A 14,819-nucleotide genomic window follows, 5' to 3' on the forward strand; every position below is an offset into this window, starting at 1 on the left:
CGACCGGTCTGCACCACGACGATGCCGTTTCGCGCCGGGGAGTGACGGGGCAGCGGGGTCCCGGGGGCGGCGAAGCCCCCGGGTACCACGCTGCTCAGCCACAGGTCTGTGCCCCGGCCCCGTACGGTCAGCGCAGCCGCTCGGCCTTCGCCACCACCCGCTGCCGCTCGCGCTCGGCGCGGGCCCGCACCCGTTCCAGCGCCCGCAGGTCCACGACCTCCTCGACGCCGGCGCGCACCAGGTCGGTCAGCAGCGTGGGGCTGAGGGCCTCGGCCTGGACGGTGCGGAACATCAGGGCGCCGCGGCGGTCGGTCGCCTTCTGCGGCGCGGTCTCCAGCGCGTACCGGGTGATCTGCTCCTCGGTGACGGCCAGCCGTTTCACGGTCGGCGGGGTGCCGCCCAGTTCGGCGACGAACGCGGCGACGTCCTCGGCGGCGGCGTCCAGGATGCTCAGCCCGCTGGGGTCGTAGTCGCCGATGCTGAGCACCGTGGTGGGCACCTCGCGGTAGGCGATGCGGGCGGCGGCGTCGTGCTTGGCACAGACCGACTCGAACCCGCCGGAGCAGTAGACGATCACGCCGTACTGCCGGGTGACCTCGGCAATCATCGGCATCATGCCCTGGGCCTCGATCCACACCTCAACCGCCCGTGGCTGGCCCTCGTCCAGCGGCCGGGAGTAGTAGGACGCGGACGCGCGGACCGACTCCCAGAACTCCGCCGGGCTGTTGTACCCGAAGGAGTGGCCGGCGGAAGCGGCCCGGTCGTCGCGGATGGCGTCCATCGGGATCAGCCGCGCCCGGCGGGCCCGGTTGAGGGTCTCCTGCAGCCGGTCGTACGCCTTCTCTTCCTTGGGGTACTGGAAGGCGCCGACCAGTCGGTAGAACACTTGGCGGGCGGTCATCGGCAGGTGCGCGCGGTACTCGTCGAGGACGGCGCGGACCTGCTCGACCAGGCGCAGGGTGTCGGGCTTCGGGGACCAGTCGGCGAACCCGCGCGGGCGGGTGCGGCGGTAGGTGCGACCCGAGACGGTGTTACGGCCTGCCGTGCTCATGCGCCCATCGTGGCACCGGCCGGACCGCCCGTGTGATCCCCGAACGTGATCAAAGGGTCACCCGTTGTCAGTGGCGGCTGCTTTCATGGTCCGTTGCGCCGGTGCGGCGCGGTGCCCAGGGGAGGGGAAGCACGTCGTGGTGCAGGTAGGGGAGTACGAGCGGGCGGACGGCACGAAGGTACGGGCGCACTCGCGGTGGCACCCGGGCGCCCGGCGGGAGCTGACCATCTTCGCCGTGGTCGCCCTGGTGGTCGTCGGCTTCGGCAGCAGCAGCGGCGGGACTGCCGGCGGCGCCGGGGCGGGGGAGCGGTTACCCCAGCCGCAGCAGACCGGGGTGTACCCCGTGCACTTCCCCGGCTGGGACAAGCCCGCGCCGCGGCCGACTCCGACGGTGTCGTACCCGATCCGGTGGGACCGCAGCCAGTAGCTGCGGACCGACACAGCGAAGGGCCCCGAGTCTCCTCGGGGCCCTTCGGCGTGACGGCTGCAGGGATCACTCGGTGGTGGTGTCCGGCTCCGGCTGCTCCTGGGGGGCCCACAGGGGCATGTCCGCGGGGTTGGGGATGACCGTGCGCGCGAACGTCGGCGGGGGCGGCGGGGGCACGAACGTGCTCTTCGAGGGCGGGGGCGGCGGGTCAGCCTGCGCCGGCGGGACGTCGTCCGGCGCGTACACCTGCCACGACCAACTGTCGTCGCTGCGGCGGGCGGCGACGATGCGGTCGCTGTCGGCTTCCTCGGCTGCTCGGCGGGCGCGGTCGAGGGCCTGGAGCAGCTGCAGCGCGAAGTCCGGGGGCGCCTGATCGTCCTTGGTGTCACGGACCGGATAGTGCTTGTCGCCCCTGGTGTCGTGCACGACCACCTGCCCGTCGATGTCGTGCTCGATGCGGGCGACCCATCCCATCCGCAGCAGTTGGTACGGGCCGTCCCGGTGGGACGGATTCAGAATCCAGACGGTTGCGGGCACGGGCGGCTCCTCTGCTCGATGATCCGGTGCCCCATCATCTTCGCGCCGGGAAGCGGCCGGACTAGAGTCGGCAAAAGCGCCCGCAGCCAGCTCGAATGGCTGCGGGCGCCCCTGTGCGGTGCTGCCGGTCGGTCAGCGGCCGGCGGTGGCCTTGGCGAGGATGTCGGCGTGGTCGAACGCCAACGGCTCGGGCAGGCTGTCGAGCGGCCACCAGCGGGCGCTGCGGGCGTCGTCCCCGGCGACGATGGCGGTTCCGGCGGGCACCTCGGCGAGGTACACGTCGGTGACGTACCGTCCGCGAGGGTCGCGGCCGGGCTGGTCCCACCGGCCGACCTCGTGCAGCTGCCCGGGGTCGACCCGGACGCCGGTCTCCTCGACCAGCTCACGCGCGGCGGCCTCACGGCTGCTGGCGTCCGTCGGGTCGCAATGGCCTCCGGGCAGGGCCCACTGGCCCTCGTACGGCGGCCAGTCCCGCTCGATCAGCAGGACCTGCCGGTCCGGCGTCACGGCAACGACGTCGGCGGTGTAGCGGGTCTCCTCGGTGGAGTCGGTCACTGGTGCTCCTTGGCTGGTCGGACCGCCCGGTGCCGGGCGGGGTCGTGTCCTTCTGCGAGGGGCCGCAGCCAGCTCGAATGGCTGCGGCCCCGGTGGTGCTGCCGGACGGTCAGCGGTCGACGACGTCCTTGTCGAGGTCGCGGTGGACCAGGTCCACGCTCAAGCCCCGGGTGGTGAACGCCTTGGCGGCGTCGGTCAGTCCGTACGTGGCGGCCTGCTCGACGTCCCCGGCGACCACGGCGCGCAGGGCCATGGCCGTTGTAGCTGCCCGATGACGTCCGCCGGCGCACTGCGTCACCACGGTGATGGGCGCGGTCTTCGGTCCGGCGAGGTAGCCCTGGACCTGCAGCGCGGTCGCGGCGAGGACCTCGCGCACGCCCGGGGTGTCCATGACCGTGTCGCGCACGACCTGGTCGTGGGCGGTGAGGTGGCGCAGGTCGGCGCTGATGGCGTGCGGGTCCCGGAAGTGCTCGCGCAGGTCGAGCGCGATGGTGGCGCGCTGCAGGACGTCGGCCCACTCGCCCTGGTCCTGGTCCTCGTCGTGCAGGCGGCCGATGGACACCACGGTGACGTCGGCCGGCGCCTGGGCGACGATCCGGTCCCGGCGGGAGTCCCATCCGGTGCAGTGCTCGCGGACCTGCCCGTCGGCGCCGCGCACGGTGATCTGCCACGACGGCCAGCTCTCGCGGGGGCCGCGGTCGATGGCGAGGACCTCGTACTCGCTGCCGGAGTCGCCGTGGTCGTAGCGGCCTCCGACCCGGCGCGGGCCCACCTGCAGGGCGGTGTGCTCCTCCCAGGTCATCTCGAAGCCCTCCTCGCGGTCTCCGAGGATCTCGGCCGGGATCGCGCCGTCGCACTCCTGGCAGTGGCTCCACACCGTGGCGTTGACCGTGCCGCAGTTGGCGCACGTCCAGGACGGACGCTGGCAGTCGTGGCACGCGTCGTACGTCGGCGGGTTGTCGGCCCCGCAACTGCACGTCCAGGCACGTCGTGCCCGTTTGGCGGCGGCTAGGTCGGTCTCGTACGTCATCCGGTTCTCCTTCGGGGTGGGTTACTCGCTGGCCTGCTGGGCGATGGGGGCGACCTTGCGCAGCCGCTCGGCGGCGTGGCGCAGCCGGGACATCTCGACCTGGAGCGTGGCGTGGGCGTCGTGGTCGCTGTCGACGAATCCGGCGCCCTCGTCCAGCAGCTTGGCGAGGATCGTGATGACGTCGGCGACGTCGGTGATCCCGCCCTCGATGTTCCCGTCGGTGACCAGGCGCAGTTCGGCGCGGGCGAGCAGGTCCAGGGGTTCCATGTCGCCCCGGTCGAACTCGGTGCCGGCGTCCTGGGTGCGGTCGACGCGGACGGTGGCCAGTCCCAGGCCGGGCAGCATTCGGCTGGGGGAGTCGGGCCGGTCCGGGTCGATGCGGACCATCGCGCCGGCGATGTGCGCGACCACGACCTCGACGGGGTCGGGGTGCAGGGCCTGGGCGGCGCGGACGTGCTCCTCGACGAACAGGGGTGTGTCGGCCGGGAGCGCGGCGGCGAGGGCGGCCAGTTCGCCGGTCGTGCCGATCTCGCGGGAGGTGGGCAGCACCTCCTTGAACCGGGCGACGTCGGCTTCGGCCTGCTCGGTGAGCTGTTCCTGGGTGGGCTCGGTCATCAGTGGCTCTCCTTGGCCTGGGGGAGGTTCCAGTCCAGGGCGGCCTGGATGGTGAGGAGTACGTTGTCGCGGGTCCTCGGGGGGCTGGTGAGGATCTGCTCGCAGTCGGTGGCCCACTCGGGGGAGGGGCCGGCGCGCAGCAGCTCGACGGGGCGGAGGTCGCCCGGGTGAGTGATCCAGCCGTACACCGTGTCCACGTCGGCGTCGCTGAGTGCGGCGGCCATCAGGTAGCCGGACAGCAGCCTGCAGCTCTGGCTGTGCCAGTAGTCGTTGTTCGTGGGCTGCGCGTAGCGCTGGAGCAGGCCGGCCGCGGTCTCAAGGGCCTTCGCCGGGTCCGAGCAGGCGGCGATGTCGAGCAGGTAGGCCATCCGTTCCTTCTCCCGGTACGCCGCGATGACGGAGTCGAGGTGCTTGCGGATGCTGGCCTCGGAGAGGCTGTCGAGGCGCTCGGCGAGCAGGGCGGCCACAGCGCGCTTGGAGCCGCTGCGCTCCTTGTCGGTCAGCTCGGCGTACGCGGCGTACACCCGCTCGCGGGTGCCGTCCTCGGCGGGAAGGCGCTCCGGGGCGCGGTCCCGGGCGATGTCCTGCGCGAGGCTGCGTTCGGTGGTCGCTCGGCGGCGGTGCTCCGGGGCGACGGGTTCCTCGACGGCGGCGAGGCGCTCGTAGACGTCGGCGCGGGCGAGGTGCTTGGCGGCCCAGACTTCCCGCCTCTCCTTGGCGGCGGGCGTGCCGGTGGCGGCCATCGCCTCGTTGTACGCGGTGTCGATCTCCTTGCGCAGTTCCTCGGCCCGGTCGTGGAGCTGGCGGGCCTCGGCGCGGCGTGCGTCGCCCTCGGCGCGGGCGGCCTCGTCCGTGAGAGAGGGCAGCAGGGAGCTGACTGCCTTTTGCTCGTCGGTCAGGTTGGCGTACCAGCCGTCCAGGTAGCGGGCGTGGGTGGCGGCGTCGGCCGGGCCGTTGCCGATGCCGGTACGCCGGCGCTGCATGAGGACCCACGCGCCCACCGTGGTGTTCCACCGTTCGTGGGCGGCCTGCCGGGAGCTGCTGGCGGCGTATCCGATGTCGGTCCAGCTGGCGCCGCGCTCGCGCTCGGCGACGACGGCCTGATCGACCAGCCGCTCGGTGAGGCCGTGAATGAACAGGGCGTCGCGCAGCACGCTGCCGTGGTCGTCGGCGGGGTAGAGCTGGGCGACGTCGCGCAGGGCGGCGTCGGTGATCTCGCGCAGGGTCTGCGCGCGGGCGAGCATCGCTTCGTCGGCCGGCGCGAGGGCCGGGGGTCGCTCGCGCTCGGTGGGTTCGTTCGTCTCTTCCATGTCGTAAAGGTAGCCCTGACAGCACGGTGTGTCAGGGAAACCCTGACGATTCGGCGGGATTACTCCGTATGGGTGGCGCGAAAGAACCGACAGGATAATTACGGTTATCCTGTGCCTATGGCAGAGGTCACCCAAACGGGCGAAGAGATCGCACACGAAGTCGAGGTCCTGCGCCCGGCGGCTGGCGCGCTGTCGACCGGCACCCGGGACCCGCGCGACCTGTGGCCGGAGCACGCCCGGCGGCTGTACGACCACCTGGTCGCGCTGTACGGCGAGGCCGACCCGCTGCCCACCCTCGCCGCGGCCTGGATCGGTCACCAGCGCTCGGTGAACACGCAGAAGTCGTACGCCCGGGGCTTCCGGGTGTTCGAGGAGTTCGCCCGGGAGCACGGCGCGCACCCGATGGCGGTCAAGTTCCCGCTGGCCGACACCTTCCGGCTCTACCTGGAGGTGACGCCCACCTGGGTACGGGTCAAGGGCGGCCGGCGCGGCGAGATGGTCCGCACCGGGGAGCCGTACAGCGAGGCGTCCCGGGCGAACGCCCTGTCGGCGGCCAGCTCGTTCTTCACCTACCTGGACAAGGTCAGCGACGACGGGGTGAAGAACCCGTTCGACGCGGTACAGCGCCCGTACCTCGATCCGGACTACTCGCCCACCCCCGGCTACACAGAGAAGGAGTGGGCCACCCTGGTGGTCACCGCCCGGGACCACCACCGGGTCGCCGCGTACCGCAAGCGCGCGTACGCCCTGCTGCTCATGCTCTACACCTGCTGCCTGCGCATCGACTCCCTGCTCGCGGCCCGGGTCGAGGACCTCGGCTACGACAAGGGGCACCGGGTGCTGCTCCTGGAGAAGATGAAGGGCGGCGGCCGGAAGAAGAAGCCGATCCCGCCGGTCACCTGGGACGCGCTGCAGGACTACCTCGGCGGCCGGGAGACGGGGTGGCTGTTCTGCACGGCCAGCGGCGGCCAGCTCGACGAACCCGCCGTGTGGCGGCTCCTGCAGGCGCTCGCCAAGCGCGCAGGTCTCCCGCTGCGCGGCCCGCACGGCGTCAAGGGCGACGCTGTGACCCACGCCCTGGCCAAGAAGGACGCCCGCCCGGACAAGGTGCAGAGCTGGGCCGACCACAAGGACTCCCGCACCACGCAGCGCTACAACCGGCGCAAGGAACTCCTCGACGACAGCCCCGGCTACGGCATCGGTGCCGACCTCGCCGGAGCCCTCAGCGAGAGCTGACGCTTCGTCCTTCCGGCGCCCCCGACGCTCCGGCGGAAGGGGGTGTCCGCTTTCGGTGTGACGGTCCGGCCATGAACTGGACGAACGCCCATCTGCCCCGCCGCTCGATCCGCTCCGTCCTCTGGGCGCGGCACTGGCGGGAGCTGTACGCCTGGCTGCTGGCCGGCCTGCTCCTCGACACCCTCGTCGGCGGCGGGCACGGCTTCGATCCCGGATCGGCCTGGGACATGGCCCTCGGCGTGCTCGCGCTCGCGGCCGTGCGCACCGGGCTGGTCCGGTGGATCGCCGTCCTGACCCGCCGGGACCGGTGACCCGCTCGCGCGTACGCGTGCGCGCATAAAGGGGGGTCCAGAAAGTCCAGAAACCCCCGGAGGTCGCGCGGCGGCGGCAGGCGTAGGCGACAATCGGCGCGTGCCGGAGTACCCCTCGATCACCGCCCTGGACCGGCTCCTCGACGACCTGGTCGTCGGCGAGGCCCGGCGGCGTCAGCACGGCATGGTCCGCAGCGAACTGGCGCGGGCCCTGGCGCGCGGCGCTCTGCCCGTCCCCGCCCGGCGCAGCCTGCGGCGGCTGCTGGAGGAAGAAGCCCTCGGCCCGTACGTCCGCCTCGCTGAATCCGGCGCCCTGCGTGCCCGGCTGGTCGACGGCCAGCGTCCGCCCACGTCGGAGGCGACCAACGAAGTGCGCCGGCAGGTCCTCGACGCGCTGCGCGAGGCGCTCGGCCTGCCCGCGCTGGAGCTGGGCGGCGGGGCGCTTCCGCTCCAGCCGACTCCGGCCTTCGGTGACCTCGCGGCCCTGCGCCGTCAGCTCGACCAGGACCTCGCGGGCCACATGCCGCTGGGGCAGACCCGGCTCACCGCGGTGCTCGCCCTGGTGCTCGACGCGGCGCCACGGTCGGGGGAGCTGGTCGAGCTGCGGCTGGACGACCTCGCGCCGGGCAACACCGCGGTGTACGTCGAGCGGCGTCCGCAGCGCGGGGGCGGCGACCCGGAGGGCGAGGGCGAGTGGTTCGAGCTGTCCCCGGTGAGCCGTGCGGCGCTCGGGCGGTGGCTGCCGGTCCGCGCGGAACTGGCCCAACGTGCCCACGGCACCTCGCGGTTGTGGGTCTCCCTGTGGCACAACCACGACGGCGACCCCGGCCGCGAGGGAGCTGTGCTGAACCGTCCGCCCGGGATGCCGCTGGAGGAGAACGGGCTGATCACCAGCTACCGGCGCGGCCGGACCCGGTACGGGCTCGCCGGCCTGCTGCCCCCGAAGCTGGAGCAGCTGCGCCGCGCCGTCATCGCGGAGACTCCGCCGGTCGCCGTCGATAAGGCTGAACCTGCCTGATCCCTCTTCTGCTGGCGCTGTTGCCCTGAGCTGCGGTTTTCCAGCCGGACGCCGCCGCTGGGCTTGTTATTAGGGGCGGCGCGCTTGTGGTGCATGAAACGACGTCGTTTACTGGTTCACATGGCCAGGAAAAGGATCACGCTGCATCTGTCGGTACAACAAGCGGGGCGTCTCCGGCTGCTGATAAAGCGGCATCGGGAAGCCGAAACGGCGTTCGTAAATGACCTGGTGGAAGAGCGGGCGGAGGCGCTGACGGAGCCGGTCGGCTCGGTGGAGTGGGAGCGGGCCGTCGCGCGGATGCGCCGGCAGGCGCGGATGGAAGCCGCGGACCTGCGGCCTACCCGCTGGCCTGCCCTGGATGTCCTGATGGAACGTGCCCTGCAGGAGCGGCTGCAGCTGCCGGACCTGGCGGGGCCGTGGCTGCCGCTGTCCCGTACGGAACGCACCCGGCTGTCCCTGTCGGGACGGTGGCCGGCGTGCCTGTCCGGCTGCGAAAGGGGCACGGCGGAAAGGGCGTTCACGCTCGATGAGGACCTGGTGCTGAAACTCCGCACGGCGGCCTGGCGAGTGTCTGAGCCGGTGCTCAAGGAACTGGAGGCGAAGAACCTGATCGGCCCGTCGAGGGACCTGAGCGAAGCGGCCCGGGAGGAGCGGGAACGGCTGGCGGAGAAGCTCTACCCGTCGAGCAGGATCGCCCGGGAGGCGGTCGAGGACCACTGGCCAGTCCCCCAGGAAGAGGACGCGAACGACTCGGCCGCCGCCGGGGATAAGTAACGACGTCGTTTACTGCTATCCGGCTTCGCGCGCGCGATAAATAGGGGCCAATTCCGGCCGCGCATTCGCGTCAACGGGAATGTTTGGAAAGGCGGCGAATTGGGTTTATGGCTGCTACGGTTTCAATTCCCTGGATTCCCTCGGAGGTATGAGTGAGCACCACCACGGCGACGGAGGCGGAGATCCCGGCCAGCCGGACGGAGGCGGACCCGTCCCGGGTCGCCAAGGGCAAGCCCCTGGACCACATCGCCGGCGTCCCCGTCTACAGCTGGGGGCAGGCGCCGCCGTACCTGCGGACCAAGACCCAACTCGCGGCGGACCGGCTGAACACGACGGAGGATCAGGAGAAGGCTCCGCTGGCGTACATCCGCACCCGCGACTACGGCGACGTGCCGCTCCACGACCCGGCGGCGGCGGTGAAGATGAAGCCGCTGCCCTCGTCGACCAAGGCCAAGATGGCGGCCCGGCGCACCTGTCCGGAGTGCGGCAAGGTCCGCAAGGTGATCCTGCGCGGGCCGTGCTCGGCGTGCCGGGAGCGGGCGGAGAAGGAGCGGCTGCGGCTGCTGGCGCGGACGTGCGCGGGCTGCAGCACGGTCCGGGAGCGCCCCTACCCCAAGGGGCACCGCCGTTGCCAGACCTGCCGACAGGAGCAGCTGCAGGCGAAGCGGGAGCGGGTCGAGGCGTGGCTGGTCGAGGTGACCGTGTGCGTCGGCGACGGCTGCACCACGCGGCTGGGCTCCAAGATGCGGGCGCGGGCCTGGCTCAAGGAACGGGCCTGGCTGCTCAACCCGGAGCGCACGGGCGTGCCGGATTCGTCGTGGTGGCCGGACTGGTCGCGGCGGTGTCCGCCGTGCGCCACGGCGTACGAGCAGGAGCAGGAACGCCAGCGTGCCGAGTATCAGGAGCGGTACGAACGGCAGGAGCGGGAGCGGGCGGAACGGGAGCGGCAGGCGGCTGCGGCTCGGGTGCGGTGGGCGGCGGAGGCGCTCGTCGACCCGGACGTGGTGGTCCTCGACACGGAGACGACCGGCCTGGACGACGACGCTCGGATCGTCGAGCTGGCCGTGCTGTCCTCGGCGGGGGACGTCCTGCTCGACACTCTGGTCGACCCGGGCGTGCCGATCCCGGCCGGGGCGTCGGACATTCACGGGATCACGGACTCCGACGTCGCGGGGGCGCCCCGGTTCTCGGAGCTGGTCGCGCGGCTCGCTGACCTGCTCAAGGGCAAGCGGGTGCTGATCTACAACAAGTGGTACGACGTCGGCGTGCTGCGGCACGAACTGACGCTGGACTACCTCGACCGTGCGGCGCAGGACGCTGCCGGGGAGGTCGTGAGCGTCGGCGTCGAGCCTGGTGGGCTGCGGGAGCAGGCGGTCGCCGCGGCGAGCAGGCAGGCGGCGGCCTGGTTGGAGGCGCTGGACGTCGAGGACGTGATGATCCCGTACAGCGACTGGGTCGGGGACTGGAGCGAGTACCACGGGAACAACCGCTGGCAGCCCCTGCAGGGCGGGCACCGGGCCGCGGGGGACTGCCGTGCGGTCCTGGACTGCCTCCGGGTCATGGGGCGCAGCTACGAGAAGCTGGCGGCCGTCGGCGGCGGCCTGGACGAAGGGGAGGCGGCCTGATGCCGCAGATTCGCCTGATGGGCTCGGACTCCGATGACGTGCAGCGCACGGCCGACGCGGTCGTGCGGGCGCTGCGGGCCTGGCCGGAGTGCCGGGTCGGGGACGTCTCCAGCCCGGTGCCGAACCGGCGCGGGACGGGCTGCCGCATCTACATCGAGGTCCTGGCCGACGTCGCCGACCAGGTCGAGGTCATGGTCGAGCGCGACGACCAGGCGCAGCAGGACCGGCCGGTGCAGCGGCGGGCGCTGCCTGCCGGTCGCGGGCGCCGGCTTCCGCGCTGAGCGCCTCATCGCCGGTCGGAAAACAGGAACCTGCCCAGCTCACGCGGGCGGCGTCACCGGACCGAGCACACCGTTCTCGCGCAGCTGGGCGAGGTGCTCCAGCCCGCCCGGCCGGTACAGCGGGGTGCTGTCGACGTCGGCCTCGGCGGCGCGGACCCGGCGGGTGACCTCGACCCCGGGCGCGGGAGCGGCGGGGGCCTGGGGCTGCGGGCCGTGGCCCAGCGGCCGGCGTGCGGTGCTCATGAGCGCTGATCGTACGGACAACGCCCCGAAGCGGGCGAGTTGAACAGAAAGGGCCCTCATCCGAGGGCCCATTTCTATAAGAGCACCGGTAGCGGTGCAGGTCAGCCCGCTACCCGGCAAGCCGGTCAGCTTCCGCTGGGCACGTTGTGCAGGAACTCCAGGCGCTGCTGCGCCACCGACAGGTGCCGACGGTCGAGCGAGGGCAGGGCGCGCAGCAGGCTGATCAGCTCGGGTCCGCACTCGCGGGCCTGGCGCGGCTCGCTGATCTGCGTCCAGCAGTAGTGGGCGCTCTTGGCGGTGCTGAGGACCTCGGGGGCGTCGGGCGACTGGTGCGCGAGACGAGTCCGCCCCGCGCTGATCCACAGCTGCGTCGCCAGCAAGAAGTTGCCCTGCAGCTTGGCGAGGTCGGCCCGAATCTCCACCCACTGCGTGGCCTGCGGCGAGTCGATGCCGTACGTCTGCAGCGTGTGCGTCTCCCACGCCTGGGCGAGGCGCGCGGCCTCCCTGAACTCCCCCCGCTGGGCGAGGGCGTAGACGTGCGGGCGCGGGTCCTGGGGGTCCGGTACGGGCTGCTGTTGCTGCTGCACGACGGGCTGCTGCACCGGCGCCGGGGCCTGCACTGGAGCCGGGGCCTGCGCCGGTACGTACGGCGCGACGGGCGGCTGCGGGTCGGGGTGAGCGGCCCGGACCGGCTGCTGCTCCGGCGCGGCGTGCTGTCGCTGCTGCCACGGCGGCCGGGAAGCCTGCGGGGCCGGGGCCGGGCTGGTCGGCGCCGGGAACTGCAGCGACTCGACCGACGGCGCAGCCGGTGCCGGCGCGGCGGGTGCCGCCGGGGTCTGGGGCTGAGGGGCGGGCGCGGGCCGGGCCGGAGCGGCGCGCTCGCGCAGCTCGCGGATGAAGTCCATGTCCCCGGCGAGGATGCGCTGCACGTTGGTCTGGGGCGGCCGGGCGGCGGGCTGCTGGGCGTCGATCTCGTGGGCGGTGGGCACGATGAGCGCGCCGGGCGGCAGTGCTGCGGCGCCCACAGCCAGCGCGTGCAGCCGCGCGTTGGTGGGCCGTTGGGGGTTGCGGCGCAGCTGCTCGATCCAGGCCCGGGTGTAGGTGCTGACCTGGCTGTTGCCGGGGTCGGTGAAGCCGGGCGGGGCGACCGTGCCGTACACCTCGACGGAGCTGGGGGCGGGCAGGGAGCCGTACTCCTGCAGCAGGGGCCAAGAGCGCTTGTCGGCGGCGGTGTCCAGCAGCACGGTGGTCAGGCCCGGCGGGCGCTTGCGCAGCTCGGTGCCCAGCCACTCCCACGGCAGGGCCGTGTACCGGGCGGTGGACGCGGTCGTGCCGGCCAGCGCGAGGTAGAGCTGGTGGCCGCGCCGGTCGACGGTGAGACGGCCGGAGAGGTAGACCAGCAGGGGCCCGGGGGTTGCGGCGGCGGCGCGCAGCCGGGTCAGCAGGGCGTTCTGGTCGCGTACGCCGTCCAGATACGTGGTGTCGCTGGGGACGTCGCTGCCGAGTAGGACCGGCACGGGGACGATCGACAGGGCGGCAAGGTTCGCGCTGGGTTCGATCTGGATGGTGCGACGGCGCATGGCCGTGTCCCCGGCGATGAGAAGTACGTGTCCTCGCTGCTCCACCCCGTTGATCTGCATATCAGCACCGTACTCACACGCGAAAAACCCCGGCGGACAGTTTCCACCGGGGTTCTTCGGGCGGGCCGACGGGCCGCGGGGGTGTTACAGGTCGATCTCCTCGTCGTCCTGGCGGGCGGGCTCCTCGGCGGGCTCCTGCGGCCTGCTCAGCAGGTGCTCGGCCACCTCGTCGCCCAGGACCTCCCGGGCCTTCTGGTCGCCGTGGTCCATCGCCTGGCGGAAGAGCGCCTGGTCCTCCGGGGAGTTGCTGAACACGTCGTACTCGGGGTGCTGCGTCCAGAACTCACTGATCGCAGCGTCGCGGGCCGCGTGCGTCGCCTCCTCGGCCGGGGAGAACGGCCTCGGGTTCTCCGGGATGATCCCGGCGGCCTCCGCGCCTGCGACGATCTGCTCGTCCCACACGCACGCGGCGTACTCCGGGTCCTGGCCCGACTCCTCGATGTACCGGGTGCGCTGTTCCTCGCCGTATCCGGCGGCCGTCAGCTGGCGCTGGTGGGCGGCCTGCTGCTGGTCATACTGTGCGGGCTGGTCGGCGGTCACGGTGACGGGCGCCCACGGGTCCTCGGCCTTGTGCTGCTCGCCGTTGTGCTTCTCGCCGTTCACAGGTCGATCTCCTCGTCGTCGCGGTCGCGGTCCTGGCCGTTGTCGGCCGGGGGCGGGGTGGGCTCGAAGCTGCGGGGGTGGGCGGCGTGGTCCATGGCCCGGGTGGCGAACCCCTTGTCGCCGTCGCCGCGGTGTTCCTTCTCCGCCTCGGCGACCTCGCGGTGGTCCGCGCCGGCCGCGTCGACCAGGTGCCGGGCGTGGGCGGCCTGCTGCTCGTAGGTGCTGACGTCGGCGGCGGTCACCTCCTGGCCGGACGCCGTCTTCTCCTCCAGTTCGGCGGCGGTCCGGTCGAGCTGGGCGAGGGCCGGGAGTAACCCGGCGACCTCCTCCTGGTGCTCGCGGACGTCCTGGTCCTCGGTCTGGGTGTCGCTCACGGTCGGTCCCTTCTTCTCGGTGGCGGGGTCTCAGAAGTCGATGTCGAGGTCGTCGTCGACCTCCGGCGGCGCGGGGCCGGCGTCGGGCTCGTCGCGTACGAGCCGCAGGTGCCGTTCGGGCTGGGGCGCGGTCTCCGGCTCGCGGGCGGGTGCGGGCGGCCACTCCGTGCCCTTGGGGCCGTGCACGGTCACCTCCTGGCCGGGGTGGACCTCGGCCTGGACGTGGCCCCGGTAGACCAGGGAGCCGCCGTCGAGGAACTGCAGCGAGGGGTGGGTGCGCGGGTCGTCGGCGGGCTTCACGGCGTCGCGTTCGGTCAGCGGCGCGGGGTCGACCGTGCGGCCGTCGATGGACAGTCCCTTCGGGGAGACCTCCACGGTGTGGCCGCGCCACTGCCTGACCAGTCGCCCGACGGCGGCGGTGGGCTTCACCGCTGCCGCTCTTCACGCTCGGCGGCGGCCAGCTCGACCGGGGCCTCGTGACCGGCGGCCTTGAGCAGCGCGGCGACGTTCAGCTCGTCGCCGGGGGCGACGGCGCGGGTCTCGCGGGCGTCGCTCGCGGCGACCAGGGCCTCAACGGTCTTGCTGATGGCCTCGACCCGGGCCACCTCGGTGCGGTGCTCCCACACCTTCTCGGCGACGCGGGTCTGACCCTCGATCATGGCGACGGCCACCTCGGTGCGGGCCTCCGTCTCCGCCATGACGCGCTCGTGGCGCTGCTCGCGCTCCAGGCGGCGGTCGCCGCGCCACAGCGGGGCGCACACGGCGTAGACCGCTGCGGTGCCGACCAGCCAGAGCAGGGCGCGCAGCGCGGAGTCCGGCGTCCAGGCGGCCACGCCCAGCAGGGCGAGGGTCCCGCCGGCGGCGAACGCGAACCGGGTGGTCTCCGCCTCGCCGTGCTGCTTGGCGGCCGACACGGTGCCCGCCGCGGCGGCGAGGGCGGCCAGCCCTCCGCTGATCCACAGGGGCTGGGTCGAGCCGTCGGGCAGCTGCTCGTGCCAGCCCCACGCCAGCGCGGTCGCCGCGGTGGTGACCAGTCCGGGCGCGAGGCGGCCGAAGTGCTCCCACAGGACGCGGCCGGCGGACTTCACCGGCGGCAGCGGCTCGACGCTGGGCAGGTACGGGGCGGTGATCTGCTGCTCGCGGCTGATCAGGTAGGTGGCCGGGTCGAAGGGGGTGGGCTCGTTCATGG

19 protein-coding genes are annotated in these 14,819 nt (G+C 72.9%); 7 read left to right on the forward strand and 12 right to left on the reverse strand.

What is annotated here, in order from left to right; all coding sequences use genetic code 11:
- Positions 1 to 127: 127 nt before the first annotated feature.
- On the reverse strand, positions 128 to 1,051 hold the full coding sequence (locus tag OG764_RS41430) for a hypothetical protein (protein ID WP_328974031.1): 924 nt from the start codon (positions 1,049 to 1,051) through the stop codon (positions 128 to 130).
- A gap of 136 nt (positions 1,052 to 1,187) precedes the next feature.
- On the opposite strand from OG764_RS41430, the gene OG764_RS41435 reads away from it, so the two are divergent.
- Positions 1,188 to 1,478, forward strand: coding sequence for a hypothetical protein (locus OG764_RS41435; protein ID WP_328974032.1), 291 nt, complete (start codon positions 1,188 to 1,190; stop codon positions 1,476 to 1,478).
- Between the two features lie 66 nt (positions 1,479 to 1,544).
- On the opposite strand, the gene OG764_RS41440 is transcribed toward OG764_RS41435, so the two are convergent.
- The 5 genes from OG764_RS41440 to OG764_RS41460 all read right to left on the reverse strand — a co-directional run bounded on the left by OG764_RS41440 (position 1,545) and on the right by OG764_RS41460 (position 5,525).
- Entirely contained in the window at positions 1,545 to 2,015 is a 471-nt protein-coding gene (locus OG764_RS41440; RefSeq protein WP_328974033.1) for a hypothetical protein, read from the reverse strand.
- Between the two features lie 132 nt (positions 2,016 to 2,147).
- Complete coding sequence (locus OG764_RS41445) at positions 2,148 to 2,570, reverse strand: NUDIX hydrolase (RefSeq protein WP_328974034.1); 423 nt, start codon at positions 2,568 to 2,570, stop codon at positions 2,148 to 2,150.
- Positions 2,571 to 2,679: 109 nt separating this feature from the next.
- Positions 2,680 to 3,600: a RapZ C-terminal domain-containing protein gene (locus OG764_RS41450; protein ID WP_328974035.1), complete on the reverse strand. Its 921-nt coding sequence runs from the start codon at positions 3,598 to 3,600 to the stop codon at positions 2,680 to 2,682.
- 21 nt (positions 3,601 to 3,621) lie between these two features.
- A complete protein-coding gene (locus OG764_RS41455) occupies positions 3,622 to 4,215 on the reverse strand; it encodes a hypothetical protein (RefSeq protein ID WP_328974036.1) in 594 nt (197 codons plus the stop codon).
- Positions 4,215 to 5,525: a hypothetical protein gene (locus tag OG764_RS41460; protein WP_328974037.1), complete on the reverse strand. Its 1,311-nt coding sequence runs from the start codon at positions 5,523 to 5,525 to the stop codon at positions 4,215 to 4,217. The genes OG764_RS41455 and OG764_RS41460 overlap by 1 nt, the downstream gene beginning before the upstream one ends.
- 117 nt (positions 5,526 to 5,642) lie before the next feature.
- Here OG764_RS41460 and OG764_RS41465 point away from each other — a divergent pair, with 117 nt between their 5' ends.
- The 6 genes from OG764_RS41465 to OG764_RS41490 all read left to right on the forward strand — a co-directional run bounded on the left by OG764_RS41465 (position 5,643) and on the right by OG764_RS41490 (position 10,770).
- Positions 5,643 to 6,761 carry a tyrosine-type recombinase/integrase gene (locus tag OG764_RS41465; protein WP_328974038.1) on the forward strand — a complete coding sequence of 373 codons (1,119 nt, stop codon included), beginning with the start codon at positions 5,643 to 5,645 and terminating at the stop codon, positions 6,759 to 6,761.
- Between the two features lie 71 nt (positions 6,762 to 6,832).
- Positions 6,833 to 7,072: a hypothetical protein gene (locus OG764_RS41470; RefSeq protein ID WP_328973983.1), complete on the forward strand. Its 240-nt coding sequence runs from the start codon at positions 6,833 to 6,835 to the stop codon at positions 7,070 to 7,072.
- Positions 7,073 to 7,172: 100 nt separating this feature from the next.
- The gene (locus tag OG764_RS41475; RefSeq protein WP_328973984.1) at positions 7,173 to 8,090 is read left to right on the forward strand and encodes a hypothetical protein; all 918 of its coding nucleotides are present in this window, start codon (positions 7,173 to 7,175) and stop codon (positions 8,088 to 8,090) included.
- 93 nt (positions 8,091 to 8,183) lie between these two features.
- Positions 8,184 to 8,864 carry a hypothetical protein gene (locus tag OG764_RS41480; protein WP_328973985.1) on the forward strand — a complete coding sequence of 227 codons (681 nt, stop codon included), beginning with the start codon at positions 8,184 to 8,186 and terminating at the stop codon, positions 8,862 to 8,864.
- 152 nt (positions 8,865 to 9,016) lie between these two features.
- The gene (locus tag OG764_RS41485; protein ID WP_328973986.1) at positions 9,017 to 10,489 is read left to right on the forward strand and encodes a 3'-5' exonuclease; all 1,473 of its coding nucleotides are present in this window, start codon (positions 9,017 to 9,019) and stop codon (positions 10,487 to 10,489) included.
- Complete coding sequence (locus tag OG764_RS41490; RefSeq protein WP_328973987.1) at positions 10,489 to 10,770, forward strand: hypothetical protein; 282 nt, start codon at positions 10,489 to 10,491, stop codon at positions 10,768 to 10,770. Before OG764_RS41485 ends, OG764_RS41490 begins: the two co-directional genes overlap by 1 nt.
- Before the next feature lie 39 nt (positions 10,771 to 10,809).
- Here the strand turns inward: OG764_RS41490 and OG764_RS41495 are convergent, their stop codons facing one another.
- The 6 genes from OG764_RS41495 to OG764_RS41520 all read right to left on the reverse strand — a co-directional run bounded on the left by OG764_RS41495 (position 10,810) and on the right by OG764_RS41520 (position 14,817).
- On the reverse strand, positions 10,810 to 11,013 hold the full coding sequence (locus tag OG764_RS41495; RefSeq protein ID WP_328973988.1) for a hypothetical protein: 204 nt from the start codon (positions 11,011 to 11,013) through the stop codon (positions 10,810 to 10,812).
- A 125-nt stretch (positions 11,014 to 11,138) separates the two neighbouring features.
- A complete protein-coding gene (locus OG764_RS41500; RefSeq protein ID WP_328973989.1) occupies positions 11,139 to 12,653 on the reverse strand; it encodes a hypothetical protein in 1,515 nt (504 codons plus the stop codon).
- An 84-nt stretch (positions 12,654 to 12,737) separates the two neighbouring features.
- A complete protein-coding gene (locus tag OG764_RS41505; RefSeq protein ID WP_328973990.1) occupies positions 12,738 to 13,256 on the reverse strand; it encodes a hypothetical protein in 519 nt (172 codons plus the stop codon).
- Entirely contained in the window at positions 13,253 to 13,630 is a 378-nt protein-coding gene (locus OG764_RS41510) for a hypothetical protein (RefSeq protein WP_328973991.1), read from the reverse strand. The genes OG764_RS41505 and OG764_RS41510 overlap by 4 nt, the downstream gene beginning before the upstream one ends.
- A gap of 30 nt (positions 13,631 to 13,660) precedes the next feature.
- Positions 13,661 to 14,059, reverse strand: a complete 399-nt coding sequence (locus OG764_RS41515) for a hypothetical protein (protein WP_328973992.1) — start codon at positions 14,057 to 14,059, stop codon at positions 13,661 to 13,663.
- On the reverse strand, positions 14,056 to 14,817 hold the full coding sequence (locus OG764_RS41520) for a hypothetical protein (RefSeq protein ID WP_328973993.1): 762 nt from the start codon (positions 14,815 to 14,817) through the stop codon (positions 14,056 to 14,058). The genes OG764_RS41515 and OG764_RS41520 overlap by 4 nt, the downstream gene beginning before the upstream one ends.
- Between the last annotated feature and the right edge of the window lie 2 nt (positions 14,818 to 14,819).

It is taken from the genome of Streptomyces sp. NBC_00239 (assembly GCF_036194065.1).
Taxonomy (GTDB): Bacteria; Actinomycetota; Actinomycetes; order Streptomycetales; family Streptomycetaceae; genus Streptomyces.

Coding starts and splice junctions, on each gene's coding strand:
- OG764_RS41500 (WP_328973989.1), bottom strand. CDS start 12,653: ATGCAGATCAACGGGGTGGAGCAGCGAGGACACGTACTTCTCATCGCC.
- OG764_RS41495 (WP_328973988.1), bottom strand. CDS start 11,013: ATGAGCACCGCACGCCGGCCGCTGGGCCACGGCCCGCAGCCCCAGGCC.
- OG764_RS41490 (WP_328973987.1), top strand. CDS start 10,489: ATGCCGCAGATTCGCCTGATGGGCTCGGACTCCGATGACGTGCAGCGC.
- OG764_RS41465 (WP_328974038.1), top strand. CDS start 5,643: ATGGCAGAGGTCACCCAAACGGGCGAAGAGATCGCACACGAAGTCGAG.
- OG764_RS41470 (WP_328973983.1), top strand. CDS start 6,833: ATGAACTGGACGAACGCCCATCTGCCCCGCCGCTCGATCCGCTCCGTC.
- OG764_RS41430 (WP_328974031.1), bottom strand. CDS start 1,051: ATGAGCACGGCAGGCCGTAACACCGTCTCGGGTCGCACCTACCGCCGC.
- OG764_RS41455 (WP_328974036.1), bottom strand. CDS start 4,215: ATGACCGAGCCCACCCAGGAACAGCTCACCGAGCAGGCCGAAGCCGAC.
- OG764_RS41480 (WP_328973985.1), top strand. CDS start 8,184: ATGAAACGACGTCGTTTACTGGTTCACATGGCCAGGAAAAGGATCACG.
- OG764_RS41520 (WP_328973993.1), bottom strand. CDS start 14,817: ATGAACGAGCCCACCCCCTTCGACCCGGCCACCTACCTGATCAGCCGC.
- OG764_RS41460 (WP_328974037.1), bottom strand. CDS start 5,525: ATGGAAGAGACGAACGAACCCACCGAGCGCGAGCGACCCCCGGCCCTC.
- OG764_RS41450 (WP_328974035.1), bottom strand. CDS start 3,600: ATGACGTACGAGACCGACCTAGCCGCCGCCAAACGGGCACGACGTGCC.